This is a genomic window from Elusimicrobiota bacterium, assembly GCA_018816525.1.
In the GTDB taxonomy this organism is placed as follows: Bacteria; Elusimicrobiota; Endomicrobiia; order CG1-02-37-114; family XYA2-FULL-39-19; genus OXYB2-FULL-48-7.
The window spans coordinates 22,499-47,619 of record JAHIVV010000019.1; the positions used below are offsets into that span (position 1 = coordinate 22,499).

Below are 25,121 nucleotides of genomic sequence, written 5' to 3' on the forward strand. Positions count from 1 at the left end.
CCCCAGGTTATGCACCCCTACTCCACTGTTACGCTTTTAGCCAGATTTCTCGGTTTGTCAACGTCATAGCCGAGCTTGGCCGCGATATGATAAGCAAGTAATTGCAGGGGCAGCACGGTGACAATGGGGGAAATATCCTGCTGGCATTCAGGAACAAAAATAACGTGTTTGGAAATACCTGCGATTTTTGTATCTCCCTGCGTCGCAATGGAAATTATGCTTCCTTTCCTTGCGTTTACTTCTTCTATGTTGCTTGCCATTTTTGAGTATAATTCATCTTTCGGCGTCAGGCATACAACCGGAGTAGTTTCATTTATTAAAGCAATCGGCCCGTGCTTAAACTCTCCGGCAGGGTGCCCGGTTGAATGTATGTAAGAGATTTCTTTTAATTTAAGGGCGCCTTCCAGCGCATTTGGAAAATTAATGCCTCTTCCAAGGAAGATGAAATTTTTTCTTGTATAATATTCATCCGCGCATTTTAATATCGTATCTTGGTTTTTTAGGACTGAGTTCAAAATTTCCGGTATTTTTTTCAAACCGTCAAGTTTTGAAATTATTTCTTCTTCAGGTATAGAATAATTGAGTTTACCCAGATAAAGCGCAAAAAGGTACAACGCTACAAGCTGGGTTGTGTAAGCTTTTGTTGAAGCCACTCCTATTTCCGGGCCCGCCATAATGGGTATTATCCCGTCGGATTCGCGAGCTATCGTGCTTTTTGTCACGTTTACGATTGATAATACTTTAATGAATTTGCTTTTGCCTTCCCGGATGCCGGCAAGCGTATCGGCTGTCTCTCCTGACTGGGAAATTGCAAGCATCAATGTATCGCCTTCAGCTATAGGGTTTCTGTACCTGAACTCGCTGGAAACATCAACTTCGGTATGAATATGGGCATATTTTTCCAGCCAGTACTTTGCCACAAGAGCCGCATGCCAGGATGTTCCGCACGCCTGGATAATTATTCTTTTAACTTTTGCGAGATAATTATTGCTGAGGTTCATATCCTCAAAAATAATTGAATTTCCGTTTTTTATCCTTTGGTTCAGTATGGTTTTTATTAATTTGGGCTGCTCATAAATTTCTTTAAGCATGAAAAACTTATAATCGCCTTTGTCCAGGGATTCCGCTTTCATGCTGATGTTTTCAATTTCTTTTTTTAAGATTACTCCTTTTTGGTTGGTTACAGTTACATCGTTTTGGGTTACAACGGCAAGCTCGCCGTCGTTGAGAATGATTACATTTTTTGTATGCGGCAGCACTGCGGTAACGTCAGATGCAATGAAATTTTCTTTTTCCCCCAGGCCTACTATGATGGGGCTGCCGGCTTTTGCGACAATAATTTTATCAGGTTCTTTTTCGCTGATTACGCAGATAGCATAAGACCCTTTTAATTCAAGTATTGTTTTCCTGACTGCGTCCTCAAGCCCTTCTCCGAGGTATTCTTCTATAAGGTGGGGTATTACTTCTGTGTCGGTTTCGGATTCAAAAATATGCCCCTTGGCAATAAGTCTTTCTTTCAAAGCCTGATAGTTTTCTATTATACCGTTATGAACAACAGCTATTTCTTTTTTGCAGTCGGTGTGCGGGTGCGCATTATTTTCGGAGGGTTCACCGTGCGTGGCCCAGCGGGTATGGCCGATACCAACATTGCCCCCAAGCCCCGCTTCCTTCAGGCAATCGTTCAGTATTTTCAATTTGCCCTTTCTTTTGCATACAGCAAGTTCGCCGTCATTTATTGTGGCAATGCCGGCTGAATCGTAACCTCTATACTCCAGTCTTTCCAGCCCAACCAGCAGGACTGAATCAACAGATTTATTTCCTATATAGCCGACTATTCCGCACATTTTTTTTGTTTCCTTTTAATTTGGACAAGGATTTGCCTAATTATAAATATTTAAATCATTGTACATTAATTCTTAAACTAAATCAAATTTTATTATGGCCTGCCAAATTACAAAACCGTAAATAAGTTTGACATAACCTGGGGAATTTTATATATTTAAGTATGCGTTTATCAGACATATTAAAGAAGAAGCCAGGCATGCCGCAGCAACAGCCCGAAGGGCTCCCGGAGTACCCGCCCACGTTTTCCGAAGAGATTCACGAAGACGCAGAAGCGCCAAAAGATTTAATTAAAGAAATTCATCAGCTTGCTTCCGCAGAAAAAGCCTATGATGAAGCGATTGATACTGTAAAAAAACTCTTCGCTAATATTGAAAAAACCAAACAGGACATCAATCTGTTATTGAATATCGCCCGCAAAACAACGGCCCTGTTAATTGCAAACAACGAAGAGCTTATTATTTTGTGCACTCGCACAACACCCAACCTCTACCTATATAGCCATAGCGTAAATACCTGTATTTTGTCTACAGCTCTTGCAATTGCGCTTGGCTATTCATCGGATGATCTTGAAAAAATAGCTTTAAGCGCACTGCTGCATGATACAGGCATGATAAAAATTGTGAGTGTTGTTTCAAAATCCTCAAAAGTTTCTCAGCATGATTTTAACGAAATTAAAAAACATCCCAATTATTCCAGGGAATTGCTGGAAAATGTCGATATGTCGCCCCAAACAAAAACTTTTCTGGATGCCGTAATTACGCAGGTGCACGAACGAAAAGACGGTTCAGGGTACCCGAAAGGCTTGTCGGGCGAGCAGACAAATGTTATTGCAAAAATAGTCAGCATTTGCGACGTGTACGAAGCCTTGACTCATCCGAGAAGCTGGCGTGAAGCAATACTTCCGCACGAAGCGCTGAAAAAAATGATTGATATGGCTGACGCTGACTTTGATATGAATATGGTGAAATTATTTATTGAAAAAATCTCTCTTTATCCTATAGGCAGTTATGTGCGTTTAAATGATGAACAGGTTGCGAGAGTTATAAGCTCAAATCCCGGACTGCCGACACGCCCCAATCTTAAGATTATTGTTGATTGCGAAAATAAAAAAGTATCTGACCAGAAATTCGTCGATCTGCGTAAAAGCAGTGTCTTATATATTACCAAATGCGTGGACGAAACCATGCTTAAACTTGAAGACAAGAAACTTGTGTTGGAATTGAAAGCAAGGCGCTGGTGGGTTAAGAACATTTGAAGGGTTCCTGTTTTGCGAAATTCAGAATATGCTTGGGAAAAGAAAATTTGTATAGTTTTAAACATATCCGCGGACAATAAAACAATCATTTCGGAAATTAGTGAACGATATAAAGATTTCTTAAGCCCTAAAATTAAACTTGCCGCAAAAGTAATTCATGCCTCTAAGAATATGATGCGTCTATTTGACTTTTTTGTTGAAATTTTGTTAAATAGTTACCAATTTGCGGGATATCTCACAATTAAAAAATCCAGATAAAAATGAAACTCCAATTCATATTAAAAAGCGACATTAACGGTTTTCTTGACACCCTATCGGTAGACAACAATATTTTCTATCTTACCAAAGACCTGGCCTATAAAATATTTTCGAAAAATGAAACTCCGGAAACCCTAAACATAGATGTAATCAGATCCAGCTCGCCTATAAAGATGTTTCTTTTTACCCACAATGAGGAAGCTTCCGCATCAGAGCTGGATGCTGCTTCGCAAAAACCCAATATAATTTTTGGCGTAAAATCCTGTGATTTAAACGCTATAAAAGTGCTTGATAACGTATTTTTAAGCGGGGTAGTAGTTGACCCATTCTACGAGAGAAACAGACAAAACACTCTTTTGTTCGGAAGCGACTGCCCTGATCCCCAGCATATGTGTTTCTGTTCTTTTATAGGCGACGGCAAGCCATACCCGGACAAAGATCAAAAACAAACCTATGACTTGAATTTTTCAACTATCGAAGAAGGTTATATTGTAGAAACTGGTTCTGAAGCAGGTGAAAAAATAATGGAGCAGGCCCTGGCTTTTTTTAAAGATCCTTCCGATGAACAGCTGGGTCAAAGAACAGCTATGCGCGAGCAGTCGTTCAAAAAGCTTGATGAAGTAAATAAAAATTATGCAAAAATTAAGAACGCCGATTTCCATAACCTGACAAAAACAAAGTTTCTTTCGGAATCCTGGAAAGATTACTGCAAAACCTGCGTGCAATGCACCGGCTGTAACAATATCTGCCCGAGCTGTTATTGTTTTTACCTAAACGAACAATCAAAAGAAGGCCATGAATTATTCGAGAAACTGCGTTTATGGGACGCCTGTCATTATACCACGCACGGCCGCACTGCCGGCGGAGGAAACTCGAGGCCTAAAGTTTATGAACGTTTCAGAAACAGATACCAGTGCAAATTAAATTACCGCAAAGAAAATTTTGATTTATACGGCTGTACAGGCTGCGGCAGGTGTTTTGTCGTAAGCCCCTGCAAAATAGATATCAGAAACGTAATCAACGAATTAATGAAATGAACCCTTATCTACCGATAGAAGCCACAGTAGAAAAAGTAATTGACGAAACGTCGTTAATTAAAACTTTTGTATTAAGGCCCAAACAGCCTCTGGCTTTTTCAACAGGCCAGTTTATTATTTTAAATATTCCTGGTTCCGGGGAATCCGCATTTACGCCATCATCTTCTCCTTTTGTTAAAGACACAATGGAAGTCACAATAATGAAGGTAGGTACAAATACCGAAAAAATACACAAACTTCAGCCCGGGGATGTTGTAGGTCTGCGGGGCCCCTATGGAAAAGGTTACCCGGTAGAGAAGTTCTATAGTAAGGAAGTATTGATAATGGGCGGCGGCGTAGGGCTGGCTCCGCTTAGGTCGCTTTTGCTCACTTTAGTTGCCCAGATAAATAAGTTCAAAAAAATAACTCTCTGCTATGGCACAAAAACGCCGGATGATGTTGTTTATAAATACCTTTTCCCGGCCTGGAAAAAAATAAAAGGCCTTAAAATACAAAGAAGCGTTGACAAATGCCCGGATAATGCCAGTTGGAATGAAACCGTAGGGCTCGTTACTTGCCTGCTTGATAAAACTTCGGTAGATAAGCAAAATAGCGCGTTAATAGTTTGCGGGCCGCCGATAATGATGAAATTCACGACTTTAAAACTTTTTCAGCAGGGGTACAAACCTGAAAACATTTATCTGTCGATGGAAAGAAATATGAGCTGCGGGCTTGGTAAATGCGGGCATTGCGGGGTAGGCCCCCATTATTGTTGTAAAGACGGCCCGGTATTTACTTACGAGCAGTTAAAAGACGAACCGGAAATTTGGGCATAAATGATGAAAAGAATATTGTTAGATATAGAAATTTGCTACAAGTGCAGGACTGATGGAAAAGAATGTTCCGCCTTATGCAGTTATTTCTATCATCATACTGAAGGCCTGTTGAAAGAAGAAATAATAAATAACGGAGTAGAAAAACTTTTTGCCAAAGCTGCGCAGTATCTGGTTTGTCGCAGATGCGAAGAAAAGTTCTGTGTGAACTCATGCCCGCAGGAAGCGCTTGATAAGGACGAGAAAGGTATTTTACAGCGTTATATGATGAAATGCACTTCCTGCAAGACTTGCAGTATTGCGTGCCCATTCGGAACGATTTATCCCGAAATATTGCCGTACAAATCATCAGGATGTGATTATTGTGCCGGCAGAGCCAACGGCGAGCCGCCGCTTTGCGTTGAAACCTGCCCTTCAAAGGCGCTTCAATATATAGAAGTAGAAGAATCCAGGGAAAAGAATATATTTGTCATAAATGATTATTTTGCTGTAAAAGGATTGTCCTGGAATAAGGACGCAAAAGCAGGTGTGCCGTGAGAGCATTATATAACATTTTAATTTTCCCGGGTTTTTTATTTGCAGGCATAATGGGGATGTTTGCAAGTTATGTAGACAGAAAAGTAAGCGCCAGGGTACAATGGAGAAAAGGCCCGCCGCTTTTCCAGCCGGTTTACGATTTTGTTAAATTGCTCGGGAAAGAAATAAATGTGCCTGCGGAAACTTCTGCTCTTACATTTTTATCGGCGCCCTTTTTCGGGCTGGCTGCCATTACGCTGGTTTCTACGATTGTCTGGAATAATATTATGTCGCCGCAAAGCACTTTTGTGGGGGATTTGATAGCGGTGGTTTATCTGCTTTCTATACCCTCAATTGCCGTGATCATAGGCGGGTTTGCTTCAAATAATCCCATGGCTTCAATCGGCGCGAGCCGCGAAATGAAATTGATTCTATCTTATGAAATGCCATTTATATTATCAATTCTAGTGCCTGTAATAAAAGCAGGTAGTATAAGAATTGGCGATATTGTAGCCTATCAGCTCGCAAACGGGGTGTTTTTAGGCTCTGCCGCAGGTATTGTAGCTTTTATATCCGGAATTTTATGTGTCCAGGCAAAGCTTTGCGCGGCGCCGTTTGATATTCCTGATGCAGAACAGGAAATAATTGCCGGGCCGGCCATAGAGTATTCGGGGCTGCCTCTGGGAATTTTCAAGCTTACGAAATGGATGATGCTTTTTGTGATCCCAAGTTTTCTTGTAGCCTTATTCATGCCCGCTGCCACATTTTTTGGCAATGTTTTAAGGTATATAGCGGTTCTTGTAATAATTATTCTTATTAAAAATACTAACCCCAGGATAAAAATCAACCAGGCTGTGAAGTTTTTCTGGACCTGGGTTACCGGCATAGCATTGCTTGCAATAGTCTTGGTTTTATTGGGGTTATAGGATAAAATGAGCAAATTAACTTTAAATGCGCTTACGAAATCTATAAACGTGTTTCACGCGGCCTGCAGCCCGTGCAATAATTGCGACATAGAAATCCTGGATTGCCTTACACCTAGGTTTGATATTGAAAGATTCGGAATGACTCTTGTAGGAAGCATCAGGCACGCGGATGCCATGCTGGTTACCGGCGTGCCCAACGTGAAGACGGCAAAAAAAATAAAATACGTCTATGAACAGATGCCCAAGCCGGGTGTTGTTATTGCCATAGGTTCCTGCGCCTGCGGAGGGAATATGTTCAGGCATTCATATAATTTTGTTAAACCGCTTGATGAAATAATTCCTGTTGATGCGTATGTGACGGGTTGCCCGCCCAAACCGGAAGCCATGATAGCGGGGATAGTAAAACTAATAAAGGCGCTGAAAAGCAAATAATATGGAAAGTATTGCGGAAAAAGTTAAAGAAAAATTTGGCAGTGAAACTGTAAAATACTTCGAAAAAAATGCAAAAAGGCATTATTTTGACGTAGATGCAGGAAGTATTGTAAAACTGACAAAAATATTATTTCATGGGATGGGTTTTCGTTTTATTACTGCTACGGGTATTCATATTCGCAGCGGTTTTGAAATTCTTTATCATTTCTCTTATGACAAAACCGGCGAAGTGGTTACTTTACGGGTATTCTTAAATGAAAAAGAGAAACCGGAAATAGATTCTATCACGCCTCTTTTCGTAGGAGCTGAATGGATTGAAAGAGAAATGTGCGAAATGCTGGGTATTAATTTCAGAAATCACCCAAACTTAAAAAAATTACTGTTGGATTCATCCTGGCCGGACGGCAAATATCCGCTCAGGCAGACGGAATAAGGATTTTATGACGGAAGAAAAAAAGAAACAGACTGTTATACCGATAGGGCCCTATCACCCTCTCCAGGAAGAGCCGGAGTTATTCAAGCTTTATGTTGAAGGGGAAAACGTAACAAAACTTGATATTGAACTGGGGTATAACCATCGCGGTATAGAAAAGCTAGCCGAGAGCAAACATTTTGACCAGGTCGCTTTTGCGGTAGAAAGAATCTGTGGAATATGCTCGACATCGCATCCGTTTGCTTATGTAAATGCTGTTGAAGACCTTGCAGATATAAAAGTAAACGACAGAATAAAATATATCAGGTCAATCATAGGAGAAATGGAACGGTTGCACTCCCATCTACTGTGGCTGGGGCTTGCGGGCCATTTTATCGGCTACAATACTGTCTGGATGTGGGTTTGGAAGTACAGGGAACCACTGCTTGATTTATTTGAATTTATAACGGGAAACAGGCAGCATTACGCAATGTTTAAAATTGGCGGAGTGAGGCTTGATATAATTAATGCAGACATTCCAAGAATTATGAAAATGTGCGACGATTTGATTCCTGCCATAGACCTTTTCAAGGGCGCTGTTATGGACGACCCTGTAATTCAAGCCCGCGCGAAAGGCGTCGGCACGCTTACAAAACAGGAAGCGATAAATTATTGCGCAGTGGGGCCTATAGCCAGAGCCAGCGGTATAGATATTGATATTCGTCGGGACAGCCCTTATGCCGCTTATGGCATGGTTAACTGGAAAGTTATCACCAGGCAGAATGGAGATGTTTTTGATAAAATGGTTGTAAGGATTTTAGAAATGTATGAATCGATCAAGATTATTAAAGGCTGTCTTGAAGGTTTGAAAAAAGAACCTGAAGGTAATTTTGACATGAAAATACAAACAATTCCTGCCGGCGAGGGAATAGGCCGCCATGAAGCGCCCCGCGGGGAAGTTTTTCACTATGTGCGCGGCGACGGTTCAAACCGGCCTGTCAGGCATAAAATAAGGGCTCCTTCATATATGAATGTAGCTACAAACCAGATAGCCGCAACGCGCGGAACTATCTCAGATGCTGCAATAACGCTCGGCGCTGTTGATCCCTGTTATTGTTGTACGGAGAGATGTGTTGTTATTGATAAAAAAACAGATAAAAGAATTCTTTCGGGAAAAGATTTGATAAGATTAAGCCAGGAAAAAACCCAGCAATTAAAGAAGGAATATGGAATTAATAGCTAACTTACTGCTTATATCATTTTTATCCGGCGCCCTTTGCCTGCTTTTGCCCAGGAAAAATGATTTTTTTGTTAAAACAATAGCTGTAACAGCATCGGCAGTATGCCTGCTTTTGGCTTATATGGTTTTCTTGATGCCTATAGCCAATTACCAGTTTTTGAGTTATGAGCTTTTCAAAATAGACAACTTAAATAAATTCATTGTTTTGGCAATCGGGGTTTTTGGATTTTTAGTTGTTCTTTATTCATTGAAGTATTTCAAAGCAGGTTCCAGGATGAATATCTATTATGCCTGCATCCTGGGGTCTTTAAGCGCATCCTTCGGCGCTATTCTTTCAAATAATTTTATTCTTTTACTTGTTTTTTGGGGATTTTTAGGATTTACGTTATATATGCTCATACAGACCTATCCTTCAGGGAATGCTGCTGCTAAAAAAACTTTTATAATCATCGGCGGTACCGATTGTTTTATGATTCTTGGCATAGCAATAATATTTTTCCTTTCCGGCACGATGCAGATAGATAAAATACATCTCTCAACTTTAAACTCTAAACTATCAATTATAGCTTTCTTGTGCCTTGCATTTGCCGCTTTTGCTAAAGCGGGGGCGATGCCGTTTCATACCTGGATTCCTGATATGGCTGAAGTTTCGCCATCGCCGGTTATAGCATTTTTACCTGCGTCTTTGGATAAATTGCTGGGCATTTATTTACTGGCAAGGATTTCATTAAATGTTTTTACCTTAACCCCGGGGCTTTCTATGTTGTTGATGCTCATCGGGGTATTTACGATTATCGCCGCAGTTTTTATGGCTATGATTCAGCATGACCTGAAAAGACTTCTTTCCTACCACGCGGTCTCGCAGGTTGGTTATATGGTATTGGGAATAGGAACAGGGAATCCCATAGGAATAGCAGGCGGAATATTTCATATGTTGAACCATGCAATTTACAAATCCTGCTTATTTTTGTGCGGCGGTTCGGTTGAACAGAAAACAGGCACCACCGATTTGGATAAACTTGGCGGGCTTGCCTCGCGCGGAAGCATGCCGATAACATTTATAACTTTTGTTATTGCGTCCCTGTCAATTTCCGGTGTTCCTCCGTTTAACGGATTTGTTTCCAAATGGATGATTTACCAGGGGCTTATAGAAAAACTTATGATTTCAGGCGGGCGTTTAGCTGTTGTGCTGATTCTCGTAGCGGCCATGTTTGGTTCAGCGCTTACACTAGCCAGTTTTATGAAACTTATTCATGCAATATTTTTCGCTCAAAAACCCCAAACTGCTCAGACAGGCACGGGAGACGTTTCCTGGCAAATGTGGATACCGCAGGCAGTTTTAGCGCTGCTTTGCGCAGTGTTCGGCGTCTTCGCTTTTGGTTTTCCGTTAAAGTATTTCATTTTTCCTGCCCTGGCAGCGTTAAATATCCCCGGAGTAACGGCCGGACTGCCGGGACTCTGGCAGCCGGGGCTTGCGAGCCTGCTAATCATTAGCTGCCTGATTGCCGGCGGATTAATTTACTTATTAAGCAATGCGCTTGGTTCAAAAATAAGGCGGGAGAAAGCTTTTATCGGGGGTGAAAGCCTGCCGGAAGAAGTAAGAGTTACCGGAGTGGATTTCTACCAGACAATACAAGATATTACTATTTTAAAGAAAATATATGCTTTGGCCCAAAAGAAGGTTTTTGACATATATGATGTAGGTAAAAGTGTCGTGATAGCAATTGCCCGGGTTTTTTCTGAAATTCATACGGGCAATATGCATATATACCTTGCCTGGAGTGTTTTAGGAATAATAGTTTTATTTTTTATAATAACCGGGCATTAGGAATCACTTATGATACAGATTCAGGTTTTACTTGTATTTATGATTATCGCAGCAGCTATTGCCATAGGCACATCGGATTTGCTGGGCGCTGTTGTTTCAATCGGCGCTGTTGGGCTCGGGCTTGCTATTGTATTTCTCCTTCTTCAATCGCCTGACCTTGCAATACTGCAGCTTGTCGTTGAAATTTTATCGCTGGTTATTCTTATACGCGCTGTCGGTATAAAAGATACGGTAAATGTAAGAGAAAGAAGATTCATTGCCACTTCTATAAGCGTTATACTTATGGGGCTTTTTCTTGTTTTTGCCAGCCTGGCTATTTTGGAAATTCCAAAATTCGGGAACCCGGCCATGAAACTCAGCTTTTTGTATTTAAAAGACGGGTTCAGGCAGACAGGAGTTCCTAACATCGTATCTGCAATAATGCTCGATTACCGGTCGTTTGATATGCTTGCGCAAATTGTAATTGCTTTTACCGCAGCTATAGGCGTTGTTGTTATTGCCAGGAAGAAAATATACGTAAATAAGGATAAAAAATGATAAAGAAACCCGCCCAGGGAATGACCCTTATTGTAAAAACCATAACCCGGTACACCGTAGTGCTAATATTGATGTTCGGCATGTATTTCATTATGAACGGACACCTGGTACACGGCGGATGTTTTGCCGGCGGTATAATAGTTGCGCTCTCAATTATCCATATAATGCTTGCTTTTGGTAAAGATGTCGCTTTCAAAAGAATAACTGAAAGAGCCATAAAGCTTTGTATCGGGCTGGGGGCGTTTTCATTTTTATTGCTGGGGATAATTGGTTTCACTAAGGGAGCCTTCTTATATAATTTTTTCCGGAAACCCGGAGTTGATTACATAGGGCAGCCTTTTTCGCTTTTTAGTTCCGGCATAATGCCTTTGATGAACCTGGCAATATCTCTTACTGTTGCGTCAGGATTTTGCGCGATATTTTTAGCCTTAATAGTTTATAAACCGGGCGGCGGAGATAAGAACACTGGGAGGAAACTGTGACGGAATATTTTTTATGTTTGGTATTATTTTGCCTCGGGCTTTATGCGATACTGATAAAAAGGAACCTGATTAAAATAATAATAGGGCTTGCGATAATGGAATATGCAGTGAACCTTTTTTTCATTCTTATAGGTTATAAAAATAGCGGGACTGTGCCGATATTTTCTTCGCTGAAAGAGCCCCGCCCGGAGATTATGGTTGACCCGGTTGTGCAGACAATAATTCTTACAAATGTCGTTATAGGGCTTGCTATAACATTTGTACTTGTGTTAATTGCAATGCGCATTTACGAAAAATACGGTACTTATGATATAAGAAAAGTGAACCGTTTAAAAGGATAACGTCAACAAAATGTTAACGCTTTTTATTATTTTGCCTCTTTGCGGCGCATTTATAATATTTCTTGCTGGGAAATATTCAAAACATATCAGCTATTTTATGGGATGGTTTATTCCCGCAATTCTTAGTATATTGTCAATTAAATTATTGTTGGCAAAAGAAGTTTTTACTTATAATATCGGCGGCTGGGCGCCGCCATTGGGCATAACTCTTGTCGGTGACGGTTTGAGCCTTCTTTTCCTTGCCGTTGTTAACGTGGTTGTTCTCATGGCTGCGATTTATTCCATCCCTTATATAGAAAAATATACTTCAAAATGGATTTATTTTGCGTTATTTCTGGTTATGCACGCAAGTATGAACGCTGCGCTGCTTACCGGGGATATTTTTAATCTTTTTGTCTGGATAGAAATAGGCGGAATAGCATCTTATATACTTGTGTCATATGTAGTTGAGCCGGAACAGCTTGAAGCGTCGTTTAAATATGCGGTTTTGAGCAGTGTCGGTTTGCTCATGGTTCTATTAGGAATAGGCCTGCTTTACGCATACGCCTCAACTCTAAATATGGCTGATATTGCCCGGGTGCTTTCTGCAAAGCCGAATCCTAAACTTATTAATTTTATTGTGGTTCTTTTTATTGTCGGGTTTGGGACTAAAGCGGCTATTGTGCCTTTTCACGCCTGGCTGCCGGACGCCCATTCTTCGGCGCCATCGCCGATTTCAGCGCTTCTTTCTGGAGTGCTGATTAAATCATTGGGAGTATATGCCCTTATCAGGGTTCTGTTTAACGTAATAGGAATGAATGCTCAATTAAAAGAAGTTATAATTGTTCTTGGATGTATTTCAATGGTTGTAGGGGTACTGCTCGCTTTTTACCAGTGGGATTTCAAACGGCTGCTGGCATATCATTCCATAAGCCAGATAGGCTATATATTATTAGGTATAGGGTTAGGGACACCGCTTGGTATTCTGGGCGGTTTGTTTCACCTGGTAAATCATAGTGTTTTTAAAAGCCTGCTGTTTTTAAATGCAGGCGCAGTAGAATATTCAACAGGCACGCGTGATTTGAAACAATTGGGCGGGCTTTCCGGCAAGATGCCTATAACGGGCAGTACGAGTTTAATAGCCTCTATGTCAATCGCGGGGATTCCTCCCTTCAACGGATTTTGGTCAAAATTTATAATAATTTTCGCCTGTATTCAGGCGGGAAAATTCTGGCTGGGGTTCATTGCGGTTGTTGTAAGCCTGCTGACCTTGTCAAGTTTTTTAAAAGTGCAAAAATACGCTTTTTTTGGCGAGCTAAAAGAACAGTGGAAAGAATTGAAAGAAGTTCCCTGGTTAATGTGCTTGTCAATGATCATACTGTCTTTAATGTGTATTGGTTTTGGTTTATTGCTCGTGCCTGCTATAAGGTCATTTGTGTTTGACCCGGCGGTTAGTGTCTTGCTTAACGGGATAAAAATATGAAAAGCAGAATACTTTCATTCATTCTTGCATTTGCGTGGTGGCTGGCGCTAACCTGGTCGCTTAATTGGCAATTTGTTCTTGTAGGTTTGTTGGTTAGTTTATTCATTGCCTGGGCTGTGGGCGATTTGTTTATTCGCAATCCCTGGAAATTGAAACAACCCAGAAGGTATATTTGGGCAGTTTACTACCTTTTAATTTTTTTCTGGGAGATGATAAAAGGCAATATCGACGGCGCATACAGGATTCTTCATCCGAATTTACCGATAAATCCCGGGATAGTAAAAATTAGAACCAAACTCAAAAGCGATGCGGCGCTTACATACCTGGCAAACACAATAACACTAACACCAGGAACGTTCACAATTGATGTGGACAGCGAAAATGGATTTCTTTATGTGCATTGGATGAACGTGGTTACTCAGGATATAGAAGAAGCTACTAAAATTATAATAGGAAAGTACGAACCAATATTAGAAAAAATATTCGAATAGCATTGGGTGTAAAGAAGGAAGTAATGAGATTTTTTAAATGGTTTATAGGTTTACTAGTTTTGGGTGCTTATATATATTTTAATTTCACCATGGAATTATCAGGGTTCTTGCGGGCTATCAATCTGTTGTTGCCTTCATGTTTTATGTGTCTCTGGAGAATTTATAAAGGCCCTACTCCGGCGGACCGTGTTGTTGCAATAGATATTTTGGGTGTTCTGGTGATCGGTTTTTGCGGAATTATGACCGTATTCACAAAAAGGACATTTTTTATTGAAATAGCTATCGCCTGGGCTCTTCAGTCTTTCATTGCCACTATAGCTTTAGCAAAATTCTTAGAGGGGAAAAGCTTCGATGATTGAAATAATAGGTTATGTGTTTATAGGAATAGGAATATTGTTTGATTTTATCGGCTGCCTGGGGCTGGTGCGACTGCCGGACCTTTATAACAGGCTTCATGCATCAATAAAATGCGTGACGTTCGGCACTTGCGGCATTATGGTTGGTGTTTTTGTAATACACGGATTCAACGATGTAGGAATAAAAGCGTTATTTTGCGCTGTGTTTTTACTTTTAACTGCACCGGTTTCAGCTCATGCAATTTCCCGCGCAGCACATCTTTCCGGGGTAAAACAATGGGAAAAAACTGTTTGCGATAAATACGAAGAAGATAAAACAAAATGAAATACCCAAAATTAAGAGAATTAGGGGAAGCAATTAAGGCGGTTTTTAAGGGTCCCTATACCAATCGGTTTCCTTACGAACCCCATACTCCCGAAAAACGCTTCAGGGGAAAACCTATCCCAAACGAAAAAGGCTGTATCGGTTGCGGCGCCTGCGCGGAAGTGTGCCCGGCAAACGCTATTGAAGTGCTAAATGAAAACAATAAACGCAAAGTTATCTGGCATTATGACCTCTGTATTTTTTGCGCGCAATGCGAAAGGCTTTGCACTACCCAGGAAGGGGTGAAACTTTCAAATACGGAATATGACCTTTCGGTTTTTGACAGGAAAACGCTCTTTTCAGAAGTTGAAAAAGAACTGCTTATATGCCAGAAATGCGGTGAAATAATCGCTCCGGTTGACCAGCTGCTTTGGACTGCCAAAAAACTCGGGCCTATGGCTTATGGCAACTATGTTTTATTAACAAACCTTCAGCAGCAATTAGGCGTCAGCCAAAACAATATCCCAAACCCGGATATTAAGGGCACTTCCCGTGCCGATTTATTCAAGTTATCCTGCCCCAAATGCCGCCGTGCCGTTCATCTTTTCGATGAATACGGCATAAAGTAACCCTTCAGAAAATAACCAGGAATTTGCCCATGGTAACAATTTTGTAATACGTTTCATTGAAAACCCGCTTTATATTTTGTAAAATATTACTCAATTCACCTGTAGCTACGGGATGTTTCGTGCCTCTAGTACTAATTATTTCTTTACGGATGCAGTAAACATGAAAATAAAAACAATCAATAAAAATGGGCAGAAAATGTTTTTTGGGACAGGCACGCACGAAGAAGTTGAATCTTTAAATATAGCGAAAGATTTTGAAACTGCTCTAGTTATATTAGCAAAGATAAGAAAGAGGAGAAAGAATTTTTTTGAATCTAAGGATTCTGAAGAGATAAACAGGTCTTCGTATGGTACAAGAAAAGCAGGTTGAGAACGATTATAGAGAATTTATAGAGCTTCTTAATAAAAACAAGGTTGATTACCTTGTTATCGGTGCCTATTCCACTATATTTCACACAAAAATACCCAGAGAAACCCAGGATATTGATTTTTGGATTAGGAAAACAGAAGCTAACGCTGAAAAATGCGTAAAAGCAATAAAGGAATTCTGCGGGATTGAAATTGGCAGGGAAACATTATTAGGAGATAAAGAGATATTTTTTATCGGTCAGGAGCCGAATAGGATAGATATTTTTAATACTCAAAAAGGGCTGTCTTTTGAAGAGGCCTATTCTCATAAAGAAATCGGAACTTTTAAGGGGACACAGGTATGTTTTGTTTCGAAAAAGGATTTGATCAGATTGAAGGAATATTTTGGACGAAATAAAGATATTAAAGATTTAAAAAGGTTGAAAAAGTCAAAGAAAAAGTAGCCGAGTAAGTCGTCCAAACCATCCTATAGAAAGTCAGAGTAAAAATCCAATGCATGAAACCGGTATAGCAAGAGATCTTTTTGAAAAAATAAAAGCTGAAGCCGCCAGGAACTCGCTTAAAAAAATAACGAAAATTGTTATTAAAAACGGCGAAGCCAGCGGTATCCTGGAAGATTTATTAAGGCACAGCTTTATTGACCATATTTTCCCGGGAACGATAGCCGAAAACGCTGAATTAGAGATTATCGTTGAAAACTTATCCGCAAAATGCAGCCGGTGCGGCGGGGAAATAACAACCCATAACATCGGGTTGCAAGGGTGCCCTCAATGCAAGAGCAAAAATATAGATATTTTATTCGGTAAAGATGTTTACATAGACAGCATTTCAGGTGAAAAATGAGTCAAAAGATAATCGATGAATCGTTGATTAATGGGATATTAAATAAAACCCAAAAACCATCTTCGAGCAAGATACGCAAAATCCTCAAAAAAGCTTCTCAGAAAAACGGATTAACGCTTGATGATGCCGGCTATCTTGTTAATCTTAAAGACCGAAGGCTAATTAAAGAGTTATTCAAAGTTGCTTCCAATATTAAAAATGAAATTTACGGGGAAAGGCTGGTTTTCTTTGCGCCTCTTTATATTTCAGATTATTGCGTTAATGACTGCCAATACTGCAATTTCCATAAAGAAAATAAGGAATTTAAGCGTAAAAGATTATCATTCGATGAAATTGGCGAGCAGGTAAAACACTTAATAAATACCGGGCATAAAAGGGTTCTGCTTGAGCTGGGCGAAGATCCGGATAACAACACGATTGATTACGTAGTTAAAGCCATTGAAAAAATATATTCAGTAAAAACGCCCAAAGGAAATATCCGCCGGATAAATGTGAACATTGCGGCAACAACCGTAGAAAATTACCGCAGATTAAAGGAAGCAAAAATAGGCACCTATCAGCTTTTTCAGGAAACCTACCGCCGCGAAACATTTAATAAGCTTCACCAGGGCCCGAAAGCTGATTATGACAGGCAGGTAACCGCGCATACAAGAGCGTTCAAGGCCGGAATTGACGACGTAGGGCTGGGTGTTCTATTTGGTTTATATGACTGGCGTTTTGAAGTTTTAGGATTAATTTCTCACTCAAAGTACCTTGATAAACAATATGGAGTAGGCCCGCACACAATTTCTGTGCCCAGGTTCAGGCCGGCGCCGGGTGTAACCTATAAGCCGGAATATAAAGTATCTGATAATGATTTCTTGAAACTAATTGCAATCCTAAGATTAGCTGTCCCTTATACAGGAATGATAATCAGCACCCGGGAAAGCGCGCAAATCAGGAAGAAAGCTTTCCAGATAGGCATTTCTCAGGCTTCCGCCGCGTCAGTTACTGTTGTAGGCGGTTATGGGAAAGGAAAACTTAACGGCCAGTTTGAGATTTCTGATGAACGCCCTTTAAAAGAAGTTATAAAAAATATTTTGAAAGATAAATTATTGCCCAGTTTTTGCACGGCCTGTTACCGCCTGGGCAGGACCGGCGAACATTTTATGGAGTTATCCAAACCGGGCGAAATACATAAATTCTGCCGCCCCAACGGTTTGCTTACATTCGCCGAGTATCTTGAAGACTTCGCCAAAACTAACGGGACTTATAAATTAGGCAATAAGGTTATAAAACATTACTTGGAAAAAATAGAAAATAGAGGTATGCGTGATGAAGTAAAAGAGAAGCTGGAAAAAATACTAAAAGGCGAGCGCGACCTTTATTTTTAAACAGGTGTGAAACAATGTGTTATGCAATTCCCGGAAAAGTAGTAGAAATAAACGATAAAACAGTCACTGTGGAATATTTCGGCGAAAAAAGAAAAGCCAGAAATGAGTTCTATGACCTCAAACTGGGCGAATATATCTATGCCCAGGGCGGTTTTGTAATACAGCGCATGTCCGAAAGGGAAGCCCTGCCGGTATTGGAATCCTGGAAGGAACTTTTCTTTGAATTACAGGAAATAGATGCAAAACTGGCAAAAAATACAAAAAGCTTGTTTGATAAAGCCAATGCAGTGCGCCATAAACACCTGGGCAACGCATGCTGTGTTCACGGAATAATAGAATTCTCAAATTACTGCAAAAATAACTGCGCTTACTGCGGGTTGAGAAAAGACAATGCAAAAATTGAACGTTACAGGATGAGCGTTGATGAAATAGTAGAAACTGCTGAAAATGCAATCAATAAACTTGGTTTTAAAGCGCTTGTTTTACAGTCAGGCGAGGATGATTTATATACGGACGAAAAACTTGTTGAAATCGTAAAACGGATAATGTCAAAATCGCCCATTCTTTTAATTTTAAGCCTTGGTGAACGAATCCGGGAAACCTATCAAAAGCTTTACAAAGAAGGCGCCAGGGGAGTTCTTTTAAGGTTTGAAACAAGTAATCCGGAGTTATTCAAAAAACTAAAACCTGAAAGTGATTATGATAAAAGAATTGAGTTGATAAAGAACTTGAGGGATATGGGATACCTGATTTTTACGGGTTTTCTTGTCGGCCTTCCGGGACAGGAAGAAGCAGATTTGATAAATGATATAGAACTTACTAACTCTCCTGGTACTGATATGTTTTCGTTCGGACCATTTATACCGCATCCCCAGACGCCGCTTGCAGATGCTAAATTGCCTACAATGGATATTGTCTTAACAGCAATTGCCCGCGCAAGAATACTGAATCCTGAAGCAAAAATACTGGTTACCACGGCAATGGAAACGCTGGATAAAGAAAATGGAGCAAAATTGGGATTGATGTCCGGCGGAAATTCATTGATGATAAACCTGACTCCGCAAAAATACAGAAAATATTATGAAATTTACCCGGATCGTGCCGGCACAAACAAGGAGGCAGCAAAACAGGTTGAAGAAACTCTTGAATTGCTGCGCTTGATCGGAAGGGCGCCGACCGATTTGGGAATATGAGGGGAGTATGGTTATAATACTGACTTTTATTGGTTTGCTTTTGCTGATTACCGCTGCAGCAGCGCTTTTAAGCTATGGCGCCGAGATGTTTGCTGAGAAATTCGGTGTAAATTTCACCGGAAGCATAGTTCTCGCTCTGATTACTACTTTGCCGGAATACCTCTTTGTTATTTGGGCTTCGTTAAAAGGCCAATATGCAATGGCTATTGGCTCAGCTGTCGGAGCCTGCTCTCTGCTTGTTACATTGGGTTATGGCATGGTAATTCTCCTTGCTACATCAAAGCTTAGCAAAAAGCCGGTCAAAATAATTCATCTTTCCGAAAATACCAAAGTTGACGCTCTATACCTTTTAATTACAGCCGTTATTGCTTTTGCTCTTGCGATTGAAGGGGGCAATAGCTATGATTTAAAAGACAGTATCATACTCGTAGGTTTATTTTTTATCTATATGTATCACATTGCCACTATCGCCATAAAATTTTATAAAGAAGCACAGAAAAAAGCCGAAGGCGAGTATGAAAATGTTAATCTTTTGAAGAGTATTATATTCTTGCTTGTCGGGGGTATAATTATTTTCCTTTGTTCCGAGCCATTTGTAGATTCCATGATTGAGTTTGCGCATGTTGTGGGGATAAGCCCGGTTATTATCGCAATTTTGCTCGGGCCAATTGCCTCTGAAATGCCGGAAAAAATAACGGCATACATAACGGTGCTTAGAAACGGAGAGCTCGCTGAAATATCAATAAGCAATTTTATTGGTTCTAAGGTTAATCATAACAGCTTGCTTTTGGGGACAATAGGATTGGTGGCATTATATAAAGGTTCAGGAATTGTTCATGGGATAATTACTCCTTCATTTATTTATATGACTATCTTGACAGTTTTTGCTACTATCAGCCTCGCAAGAGGGAAACTTGCCAGGTGGCAGGGTTGGGTTTTTGTAGGGTTTTATTTTGGCACAGTAATACTGGCATTTCTGAATCATTAAAAAATAGACGGCCCCCGAGGTTCAATGTCTCACGCGGAATTTGTACATCTTCACAATCATACTGAATATTCGCTTCTCGACGGCGCCTGCCGCATAGTTGATGACAAGGGCGGCCCTTCCGAAATGATAAAGTTTATTGCCAATTATAAAATGCCTGCATTGGCTATCACTGACCATGGCACCATGTCCGGAGCTATCGAATTCTATTCTACTTGTATAAATGCAGGAATTAAGCCTATAATCGGGTGTGAAGTTTACGTAACTGACAAATCAAGGTTTATTAAGCAGGTTGATAAACCAAACCAGGCAGGCAGCGGGAGAACTTATCATCTTGTATTGCTGGCTAAAGACCTGAAAGGTTATGAAAACCTTATGCATATAGTAACCCTGGGTTATCTGGAAGGTTTTTATTACAAACCCCGGGTTGACAGGGAAGTTCTAACTAAATACAGCCAGGGGCTTATTGCGTTGTCTGCCTGCATGCAGGGAGAATTGGGGCAAGCTCTGCAAATAAATAAAAATGAACAGGCGCTAAAAGTGGTTGGCGATTATCAAAATATTTTTGGTGCAGATAATTTTTACATAGAGCTTATGGATAATGGAATGCCTGAGCAGCAGGCGCTTATTCCAAAATTGCTTGAAATAGCAAAGAGAACAAATACACCGGTCGTTGCCACTAACGACTGCCATTACCTGCGCAAGGAAGACGCTTTCGCTCACGAAGTCCTTTTATGCATAGATACAGGCAAGAAAATTGACGACCCCAACCGCCTGCGTTTTTCTACCGACCAATTTTATTATAAAACACCGGAAGAAATGATAAAGTTGTTCAGCCATATTCCCGACGCAACTAAAAATACGCTCAGAGTTGCCGAAAAATGCAGCCTTACGTTAAATTTTAACCAGACCTATCTTCCTCATTTTGAGGTTCCGGGAGGGGAAACTCCTGAATCTTATTTAAAAAAACTTTGTGAAGCAGGCCTGAAGAAACGTTATGAAAAAATCACTCCGGAGATACAGGGCCGCCTGGATTTTGAACTTTCCGTAATAAATAAAATGGGTTTTGCCCAATACTTTCTGATTGTAAATGATTTCGTTCAATACGCCAAAGATTGCAAAATACCCGTTGGCCCGGGAAGAGGTTCCGGCGCCGGTTCAATTGTATCTTATTCACTTGAAATTACCGATATCTGCCCGCTTAAATACGGCCTGCTTTTTGAGAGATTTCTTAACCCGGACAGAAAAACCATGCCGGATCTGGATATCGATTTTGCAGACCAGGGCCGGGACAGGGTCATCGAATATGTAAGAAATAAGTACGGCGAAAGAAACGTTGCGCAGATTATTACTTTCGGTACCATGCAGGCGCGGCTTGTTGTGCGCGATGTTGCCCGAGTTATGGGTTTTGCGCCCACTGACGGCGACAGAATTGCAAAACTTATCCCGCCGGGCACCACTCTTTATCAGGCAATAAACAATGTAAAAGAAATAAAAGATATTTATAAAACTGACGAAAGAATAAAGCGCGTTATAGATATCTCTATGAAACTTGAAGGCGTTAAACGCCATAAGGGCGTGCACGCCGCAGGTATAGTGATAGCCAAAGATGAAATAACAAAATTTGCCCCGCTCACCAAAGCAACGCGTAAATTAATTGGCGAGCAGGAAGTAATAACCACCCAATATAACGATGATGCCTTAATAAAACTAGGCCTGCTGAAAATGGACTTTTTGGGCCTGCGCACCCTGACTGTGCTGGATGAAGCGGAAAAACTGATTCATGAATATAAAAACAAGAACTTTGACAGAAAAACTATTAAGCTTGACGACGAAAAAACTTTTAAACTACTTCAGGCCGCCGATACTTCCGGCGTATTTCAGCTGGAATCTCCCGGCATGAAAGACCTTTTAAGAAAACTCAAACCTACTACTTTTGAAGATATTATTGCGCTTGTTGCCTTATACCGCCCGGGCCCCATGGGTTCCGGAATGATAGATGATTTTGTTTCCAGAAAACATCAAAAAACAAAAATTAAGTATGACCATCCCATTCTGGAATCCATATTAAAAGACACTTATGGTGTTATTGTTTACCAGGAACAGGTTATGCAAATTGCCCAGAAACTTGCGGGTTTCAGCGCAGGCCAGGCGGATGTGTTGCGCAAAGCCATGGGTAAGAAAATCCAGGATGAGATGGACAAACAGGAACATGAATTTTTAGAAGGAGCAAAGAAGAACAATGTAGATAAAAAAATAGCAAAAAAGATTTTTGATTTGATAGTCCACTTCGGGGGTTATGGGTTCAATAAATCTCACGCGGCTGCTTACGGTATGCTTGCCTATAGGACCGCTTATTTAAAAGCAAATTATACTATCGAATATACCTGCGCACTGCTTACAAGCGAAATCGGCAGGGGATCTCTTGCAAAAGAGGAAGGAACCCGCCTGGTGATGTACGTGCAGGAAGCGAAGGCGTCAGGTATCGAGGTTCTTACACCGGACGTGCAGAAATCCGGCACTATATTTGGAATTGAGGGCAATAAAATCCGTTTTGGACTGCTGGCAATAAAAAATGTCGGAGAAGCGGCGGCAAAAGAAATTATTGAAGATAGGCGCAAGAACGGGCCCTTCAAGTCGTTGCAGGATTTTTGTTTGAGAATGGGCACGCGCCAGGTGAGCAAAAAGGTTATTGAATCTCTCATAAAAGCGGGCGCTTTTGATTTTACAGGCTTAAAAGAAAAGGTTTCTCTGCCTTCTTATGTGCGTTCAAAAGCAATGGACCAGCTGGAGCTTTTAACAAATGAAAAAAACAAATTAGCTCAAGGCCAGGAAGTGCTTTTTGAGATTAAACAAGACAGCAATAAGGAGCTTTCTCCCTGGGCAGACCATGTAGTCTTGGGTTTTGAAAGGGAAGTTCTTGGTTTCTATTTCTCCGGGCACCCGCTCGGGCAGTATAAACATCTCATTGAGACAGCATCAACACATAAAATTAACGCCCTGCCCCAGGATAATAATGTGCCTATTAGGCTTGCAGGGATGATAACGAGCATTAAGCGCCTAGCTGTCAAGAAGACAGGCGAACAGATGGCGCGTTTCAGCCTGGAAAATTTCGATGGAGAAGTGGAAGTGCTGGTATTCCCAAAAAGTCATGTTTCGCTAAACAAATATATTTTAAATCAAGCGCTGGTGGTAGTTAAAGGAAAAATAAGCACCCGCGATGAAAAGCCTACCCTGCTTGCTGATGATATAGTTTCATTGGAAAAATACGAAGTAAAAGTGACTGAAGAGATAAAGGAAATTTACCTTAAATTTACCGCCGCCGGAGTAGATGATGCATTTGTCGGCCAGCTAAAATCATTCCTGGAAAAATCCAAAGGCCACACTAAGGTATTTTTTAAAATAATTTCACACGCTCACAAAGAAGTAATAATAGAAACCCCTCTTTGTGTAAATCTTACCGATAAACTATTTGCCGAACTTAAATCTGTGCTTGGTGAAAATTCCTGGGAAACCCGCTAAAAGATAATGCATAAAATTGGCAGAAGATTTTATAATGAAGGATTTATATGGCTTGTGCTGGCCTATATAGTTGCCCTTATTGTGCTTGACCAGCGCGGGTATTTTTTAAGCAAGGTTAATAGCATTTCGCAGCGCATTAACCAGGAAGCTGAACTCGTTGTTAAAGTGGAAGCCCCTCTGGAAGTAAAAACAAACAGAATCGAATTTCCTGTCAGTACTCTGATTTCAGGCCGAAAGACAATTTTACTCGCCAGGTGTTACAATACAAAAAATAGTGTTTCACAGTTTGATGTTTTAAAAATTACAGGCAAAATACTGCCTTTACCGCAACCAAGAAACCCGGGCCAGTTTGACTATGGCAATTACTTGATGAGAAAAGGATATTCCGGGATAATCTCTGTCAATAAATACGAAATAATTAAAAAGGGAAAAACACCGTTATTCTACAGGATGATTGACTCTATCCGCGCAAAGATGATTGATTCTATAAGAAAAAATCTGCCGGCAGAGACTCCCGAAGGGGGCGTGCTGGAAGCAATGTTTGTGGGAGAAAAGAGTGAAATTCCTCCTGAAGTAAGCGCCGAGTTTATTGATTCCGGCCTTATGCATGTCCTGGTTGTTTCAGGGATGAATGTTGTTTATGTAGTGGCTGTTTTCTTTTTTGCTTTCAAGTTACTGCCTATTTCAAACAAACTGAGAAATGTATTTTTGATTGTCCCGATTGTTGTTTATTGTTTTGCTACGGGGGCAAATCCGCCGGTAGTCAGGGCTACGGTTCTCGCGCTTGCAATTATTTTGTGCTACCTATTGTCGCGCGAAAGGGCTCTGTATCACGCATTTGCATTATCTGCGCTGATTATTCTTATTTTTGACCCTCAGGCGCTTTTTGGAGCCAGTATGCAATTATCGTTTGCGGCCTGCCTGGGGTTGGTGTATATCGCGCCTAAACTTGCAGATAGCTTTAAATTCTCTCTACCGAAGATACTAAGATATATTTTACTTCTGTTTTTTGTAACGCTTTCCGCACAACTTGCAACTGCTCCCCTTTTAGCCAAATATTTTTATAAAGTTTCTGGGATCGGGCTGTTATCTAATTTAGTAGTAGTGCCGTACGTTGGTATAATCCTTTGGTTGTGTTTTATCCAGTTTTTTGCGTATATGTTTTTTCCTTTTGCGCTTCCAGTAACAACTTGGGCCTGCCATTTGTCCGCAAATGTTCTTTTAAGTATGACTGCATTTTTTGCAAAATGCCCTTTTGCGAATGTATATACAGGCGCCCCTTCATTAGTATTCATAATTAGCTACTACATTATTTTAATAGCAGTCTTCAAGTTTAAAAGAAACCTATATAAATTATTTGGTTTAGCCTTTTTGCTGATTTTTGTGTTTTTTTCCTACAAGATATTGCAGTCAAACGGTAAACTTACAGTTACTTTCCTTGACGTGGGCCTTGGTGATTCGGTTTTTGTTAAAACACCTGACAATAAAAAGATATTTGTTGATTGCGGAGGCGCTGACGCGGGTGTGGGAAAGTGGGTTTACCAGCCCTTCTTGTTATCACAGGGAATCACAAAGATAGACAAAATACTGATTACAACTGATAAGTGGACTCATTATGCAGGGTTGAAAGGGTTGATTGAGTTTTTTAAAATTGGGGAAATCTACCTGCCTAA

The 25,121-nt window shown here is 40.6% G+C and carries 26 protein-coding genes; 25 read left to right on the forward strand and 1 reads right to left on the reverse strand.

Annotation, left to right across the window (positions count from 1 at the left end; genetic code table 11):
* Window positions 1–17: 17 nt before the first annotated feature.
* The gene (gene glmS / locus KKH91_02240; protein MBU0951637.1) at window positions 18–1,844 is read right to left on the reverse strand and encodes a glutamine--fructose-6-phosphate transaminase (isomerizing); all 1,827 of its coding nucleotides are present in this window, start codon (window positions 1,842–1,844) and stop codon (window positions 18–20) included.
* Between the two features lie 197 nt (window positions 1,845–2,041).
* Here glmS and KKH91_02245 point away from each other — a divergent pair, with 197 nt between their 5' ends.
* The 25 genes from KKH91_02245 to KKH91_02365 form a co-directional block, all read left to right on the forward strand.
* Complete coding sequence (locus tag KKH91_02245; GenBank protein ID MBU0951638.1) at window positions 2,042–3,100, forward strand: HD domain-containing protein; 1,059 nt, start codon at window positions 2,042–2,044, stop codon at window positions 3,098–3,100.
* A 260-nt stretch (window positions 3,101–3,360) separates the two neighbouring features.
* Window positions 3,361–4,395 carry a 4Fe-4S dicluster domain-containing protein gene (locus KKH91_02250; GenBank protein ID MBU0951639.1) on the forward strand — a complete coding sequence of 345 codons (1,035 nt, stop codon included), beginning with the start codon at window positions 3,361–3,363 and terminating at the stop codon, window positions 4,393–4,395.
* Window positions 4,383–5,210 carry an FAD/NAD(P)-binding protein gene (locus tag KKH91_02255; GenBank protein MBU0951640.1) on the forward strand — a complete coding sequence of 276 codons (828 nt, stop codon included), beginning with the start codon at window positions 4,383–4,385 and terminating at the stop codon, window positions 5,208–5,210. Before KKH91_02250 ends, KKH91_02255 begins: the two co-directional genes overlap by 13 nt.
* On the forward strand, window positions 5,211–5,744 hold the full coding sequence (locus KKH91_02260; GenBank protein ID MBU0951641.1) for a 4Fe-4S binding protein: 534 nt from the start codon (window positions 5,211–5,213) through the stop codon (window positions 5,742–5,744).
* Window positions 5,741–6,649, forward strand: a complete 909-nt coding sequence (locus KKH91_02265; GenBank protein MBU0951642.1) for an NADH-quinone oxidoreductase subunit H — start codon at window positions 5,741–5,743, stop codon at window positions 6,647–6,649. The genes KKH91_02260 and KKH91_02265 overlap by 4 nt, the downstream gene beginning before the upstream one ends.
* Before the next feature lie 6 nt (window positions 6,650–6,655).
* The gene (gene nuoB, locus KKH91_02270) at window positions 6,656–7,081 is read left to right on the forward strand and encodes an NADH-quinone oxidoreductase subunit NuoB (GenBank protein ID MBU0951643.1); all 426 of its coding nucleotides are present in this window, start codon (window positions 6,656–6,658) and stop codon (window positions 7,079–7,081) included.
* A gap of 1 nt (window position 7,082) precedes the next feature.
* Window positions 7,083–7,514, forward strand: a complete 432-nt coding sequence (locus tag KKH91_02275; protein MBU0951644.1) for an NADH-quinone oxidoreductase subunit C — start codon at window positions 7,083–7,085, stop codon at window positions 7,512–7,514.
* Window positions 7,515–7,521: 7 nt separating this feature from the next.
* Window positions 7,522–8,736, forward strand: coding sequence for a nickel-dependent hydrogenase large subunit (locus tag KKH91_02280; protein ID MBU0951645.1), 1,215 nt, complete (start codon window positions 7,522–7,524; stop codon window positions 8,734–8,736).
* Window positions 8,720–10,561, forward strand: coding sequence for a hypothetical protein (locus KKH91_02285; protein MBU0951646.1), 1,842 nt, complete (start codon window positions 8,720–8,722; stop codon window positions 10,559–10,561). Before KKH91_02280 ends, KKH91_02285 begins: the two co-directional genes overlap by 17 nt.
* Window positions 10,562–10,570: 9 nt before the next feature.
* On the forward strand, window positions 10,571–11,098 hold the full coding sequence (locus tag KKH91_02290) for a DUF4040 domain-containing protein (protein MBU0951647.1): 528 nt from the start codon (window positions 10,571–10,573) through the stop codon (window positions 11,096–11,098).
* A complete protein-coding gene (locus tag KKH91_02295) occupies window positions 11,095–11,580 on the forward strand; it encodes a hypothetical protein (protein ID MBU0951648.1) in 486 nt (161 codons plus the stop codon). Before KKH91_02290 ends, KKH91_02295 begins: the two co-directional genes overlap by 4 nt.
* Window positions 11,577–11,921 carry a sodium:proton antiporter gene (locus KKH91_02300; protein MBU0951649.1) on the forward strand — a complete coding sequence of 115 codons (345 nt, stop codon included), beginning with the start codon at window positions 11,577–11,579 and terminating at the stop codon, window positions 11,919–11,921. Before KKH91_02295 ends, KKH91_02300 begins: the two co-directional genes overlap by 4 nt.
* A gap of 10 nt (window positions 11,922–11,931) precedes the next feature.
* Window positions 11,932–13,383: an NADH/ubiquinone/plastoquinone (complex I) gene (locus KKH91_02305; protein MBU0951650.1), complete on the forward strand. Its 1,452-nt coding sequence runs from the start codon at window positions 11,932–11,934 to the stop codon at window positions 13,381–13,383.
* The gene (locus KKH91_02310; protein MBU0951651.1) at window positions 13,380–13,874 is read left to right on the forward strand and encodes a Na+/H+ antiporter subunit E; all 495 of its coding nucleotides are present in this window, start codon (window positions 13,380–13,382) and stop codon (window positions 13,872–13,874) included. Before KKH91_02305 ends, KKH91_02310 begins: the two co-directional genes overlap by 4 nt.
* A gap of 23 nt (window positions 13,875–13,897) precedes the next feature.
* Window positions 13,898–14,233: a multiple resistance and pH regulation protein F gene (locus tag KKH91_02315; GenBank protein ID MBU0951652.1), complete on the forward strand. Its 336-nt coding sequence runs from the start codon at window positions 13,898–13,900 to the stop codon at window positions 14,231–14,233.
* On the forward strand, window positions 14,226–14,555 hold the full coding sequence (mnhG, locus tag KKH91_02320; protein ID MBU0951653.1) for a monovalent cation/H(+) antiporter subunit G: 330 nt from the start codon (window positions 14,226–14,228) through the stop codon (window positions 14,553–14,555). The genes KKH91_02315 and mnhG overlap by 8 nt, the downstream gene beginning before the upstream one ends.
* The gene (locus KKH91_02325; GenBank protein ID MBU0951654.1) at window positions 14,552–15,163 is read left to right on the forward strand and encodes a 4Fe-4S dicluster domain-containing protein; all 612 of its coding nucleotides are present in this window, start codon (window positions 14,552–14,554) and stop codon (window positions 15,161–15,163) included. Before mnhG ends, KKH91_02325 begins: the two co-directional genes overlap by 4 nt.
* Before the next feature lie 160 nt (window positions 15,164–15,323).
* Window positions 15,324–15,533, forward strand: a complete 210-nt coding sequence (locus KKH91_02330) for a hypothetical protein (protein MBU0951655.1) — start codon at window positions 15,324–15,326, stop codon at window positions 15,531–15,533.
* Window positions 15,511–15,975, forward strand: coding sequence for a nucleotidyltransferase (locus KKH91_02335; GenBank protein ID MBU0951656.1), 465 nt, complete (start codon window positions 15,511–15,513; stop codon window positions 15,973–15,975). The genes KKH91_02330 and KKH91_02335 overlap by 23 nt, the downstream gene beginning before the upstream one ends.
* 49 nt (window positions 15,976–16,024) lie before the next feature.
* Complete coding sequence (locus tag KKH91_02340) at window positions 16,025–16,375, forward strand: hydrogenase maturation nickel metallochaperone HypA (GenBank protein ID MBU0951657.1); 351 nt, start codon at window positions 16,025–16,027, stop codon at window positions 16,373–16,375.
* A complete protein-coding gene (gene hydG / locus KKH91_02345) occupies window positions 16,372–17,748 on the forward strand; it encodes a [FeFe] hydrogenase H-cluster radical SAM maturase HydG (protein ID MBU0951658.1) in 1,377 nt (458 codons plus the stop codon). The genes KKH91_02340 and hydG overlap by 4 nt, the downstream gene beginning before the upstream one ends.
* Before the next feature lie 14 nt (window positions 17,749–17,762).
* Window positions 17,763–18,941, forward strand: coding sequence for a [FeFe] hydrogenase H-cluster radical SAM maturase HydE (hydE, locus tag KKH91_02350; protein ID MBU0951659.1), 1,179 nt, complete (start codon window positions 17,763–17,765; stop codon window positions 18,939–18,941).
* Window positions 18,942–18,948: 7 nt separating this feature from the next.
* The gene (locus tag KKH91_02355; GenBank protein ID MBU0951660.1) at window positions 18,949–19,929 is read left to right on the forward strand and encodes a hypothetical protein; all 981 of its coding nucleotides are present in this window, start codon (window positions 18,949–18,951) and stop codon (window positions 19,927–19,929) included.
* A 24-nt stretch (window positions 19,930–19,953) separates the two neighbouring features.
* Window positions 19,954–23,448: a DNA polymerase III subunit alpha gene (locus KKH91_02360; protein MBU0951661.1), complete on the forward strand. Its 3,495-nt coding sequence runs from the start codon at window positions 19,954–19,956 to the stop codon at window positions 23,446–23,448.
* Between the two features lie 6 nt (window positions 23,449–23,454).
* A partial coding sequence (locus tag KKH91_02365) for a ComEC/Rec2 family competence protein (protein MBU0951662.1) occupies window positions 23,455–25,121 on the forward strand: 1,667 nt, incomplete at its 3' end.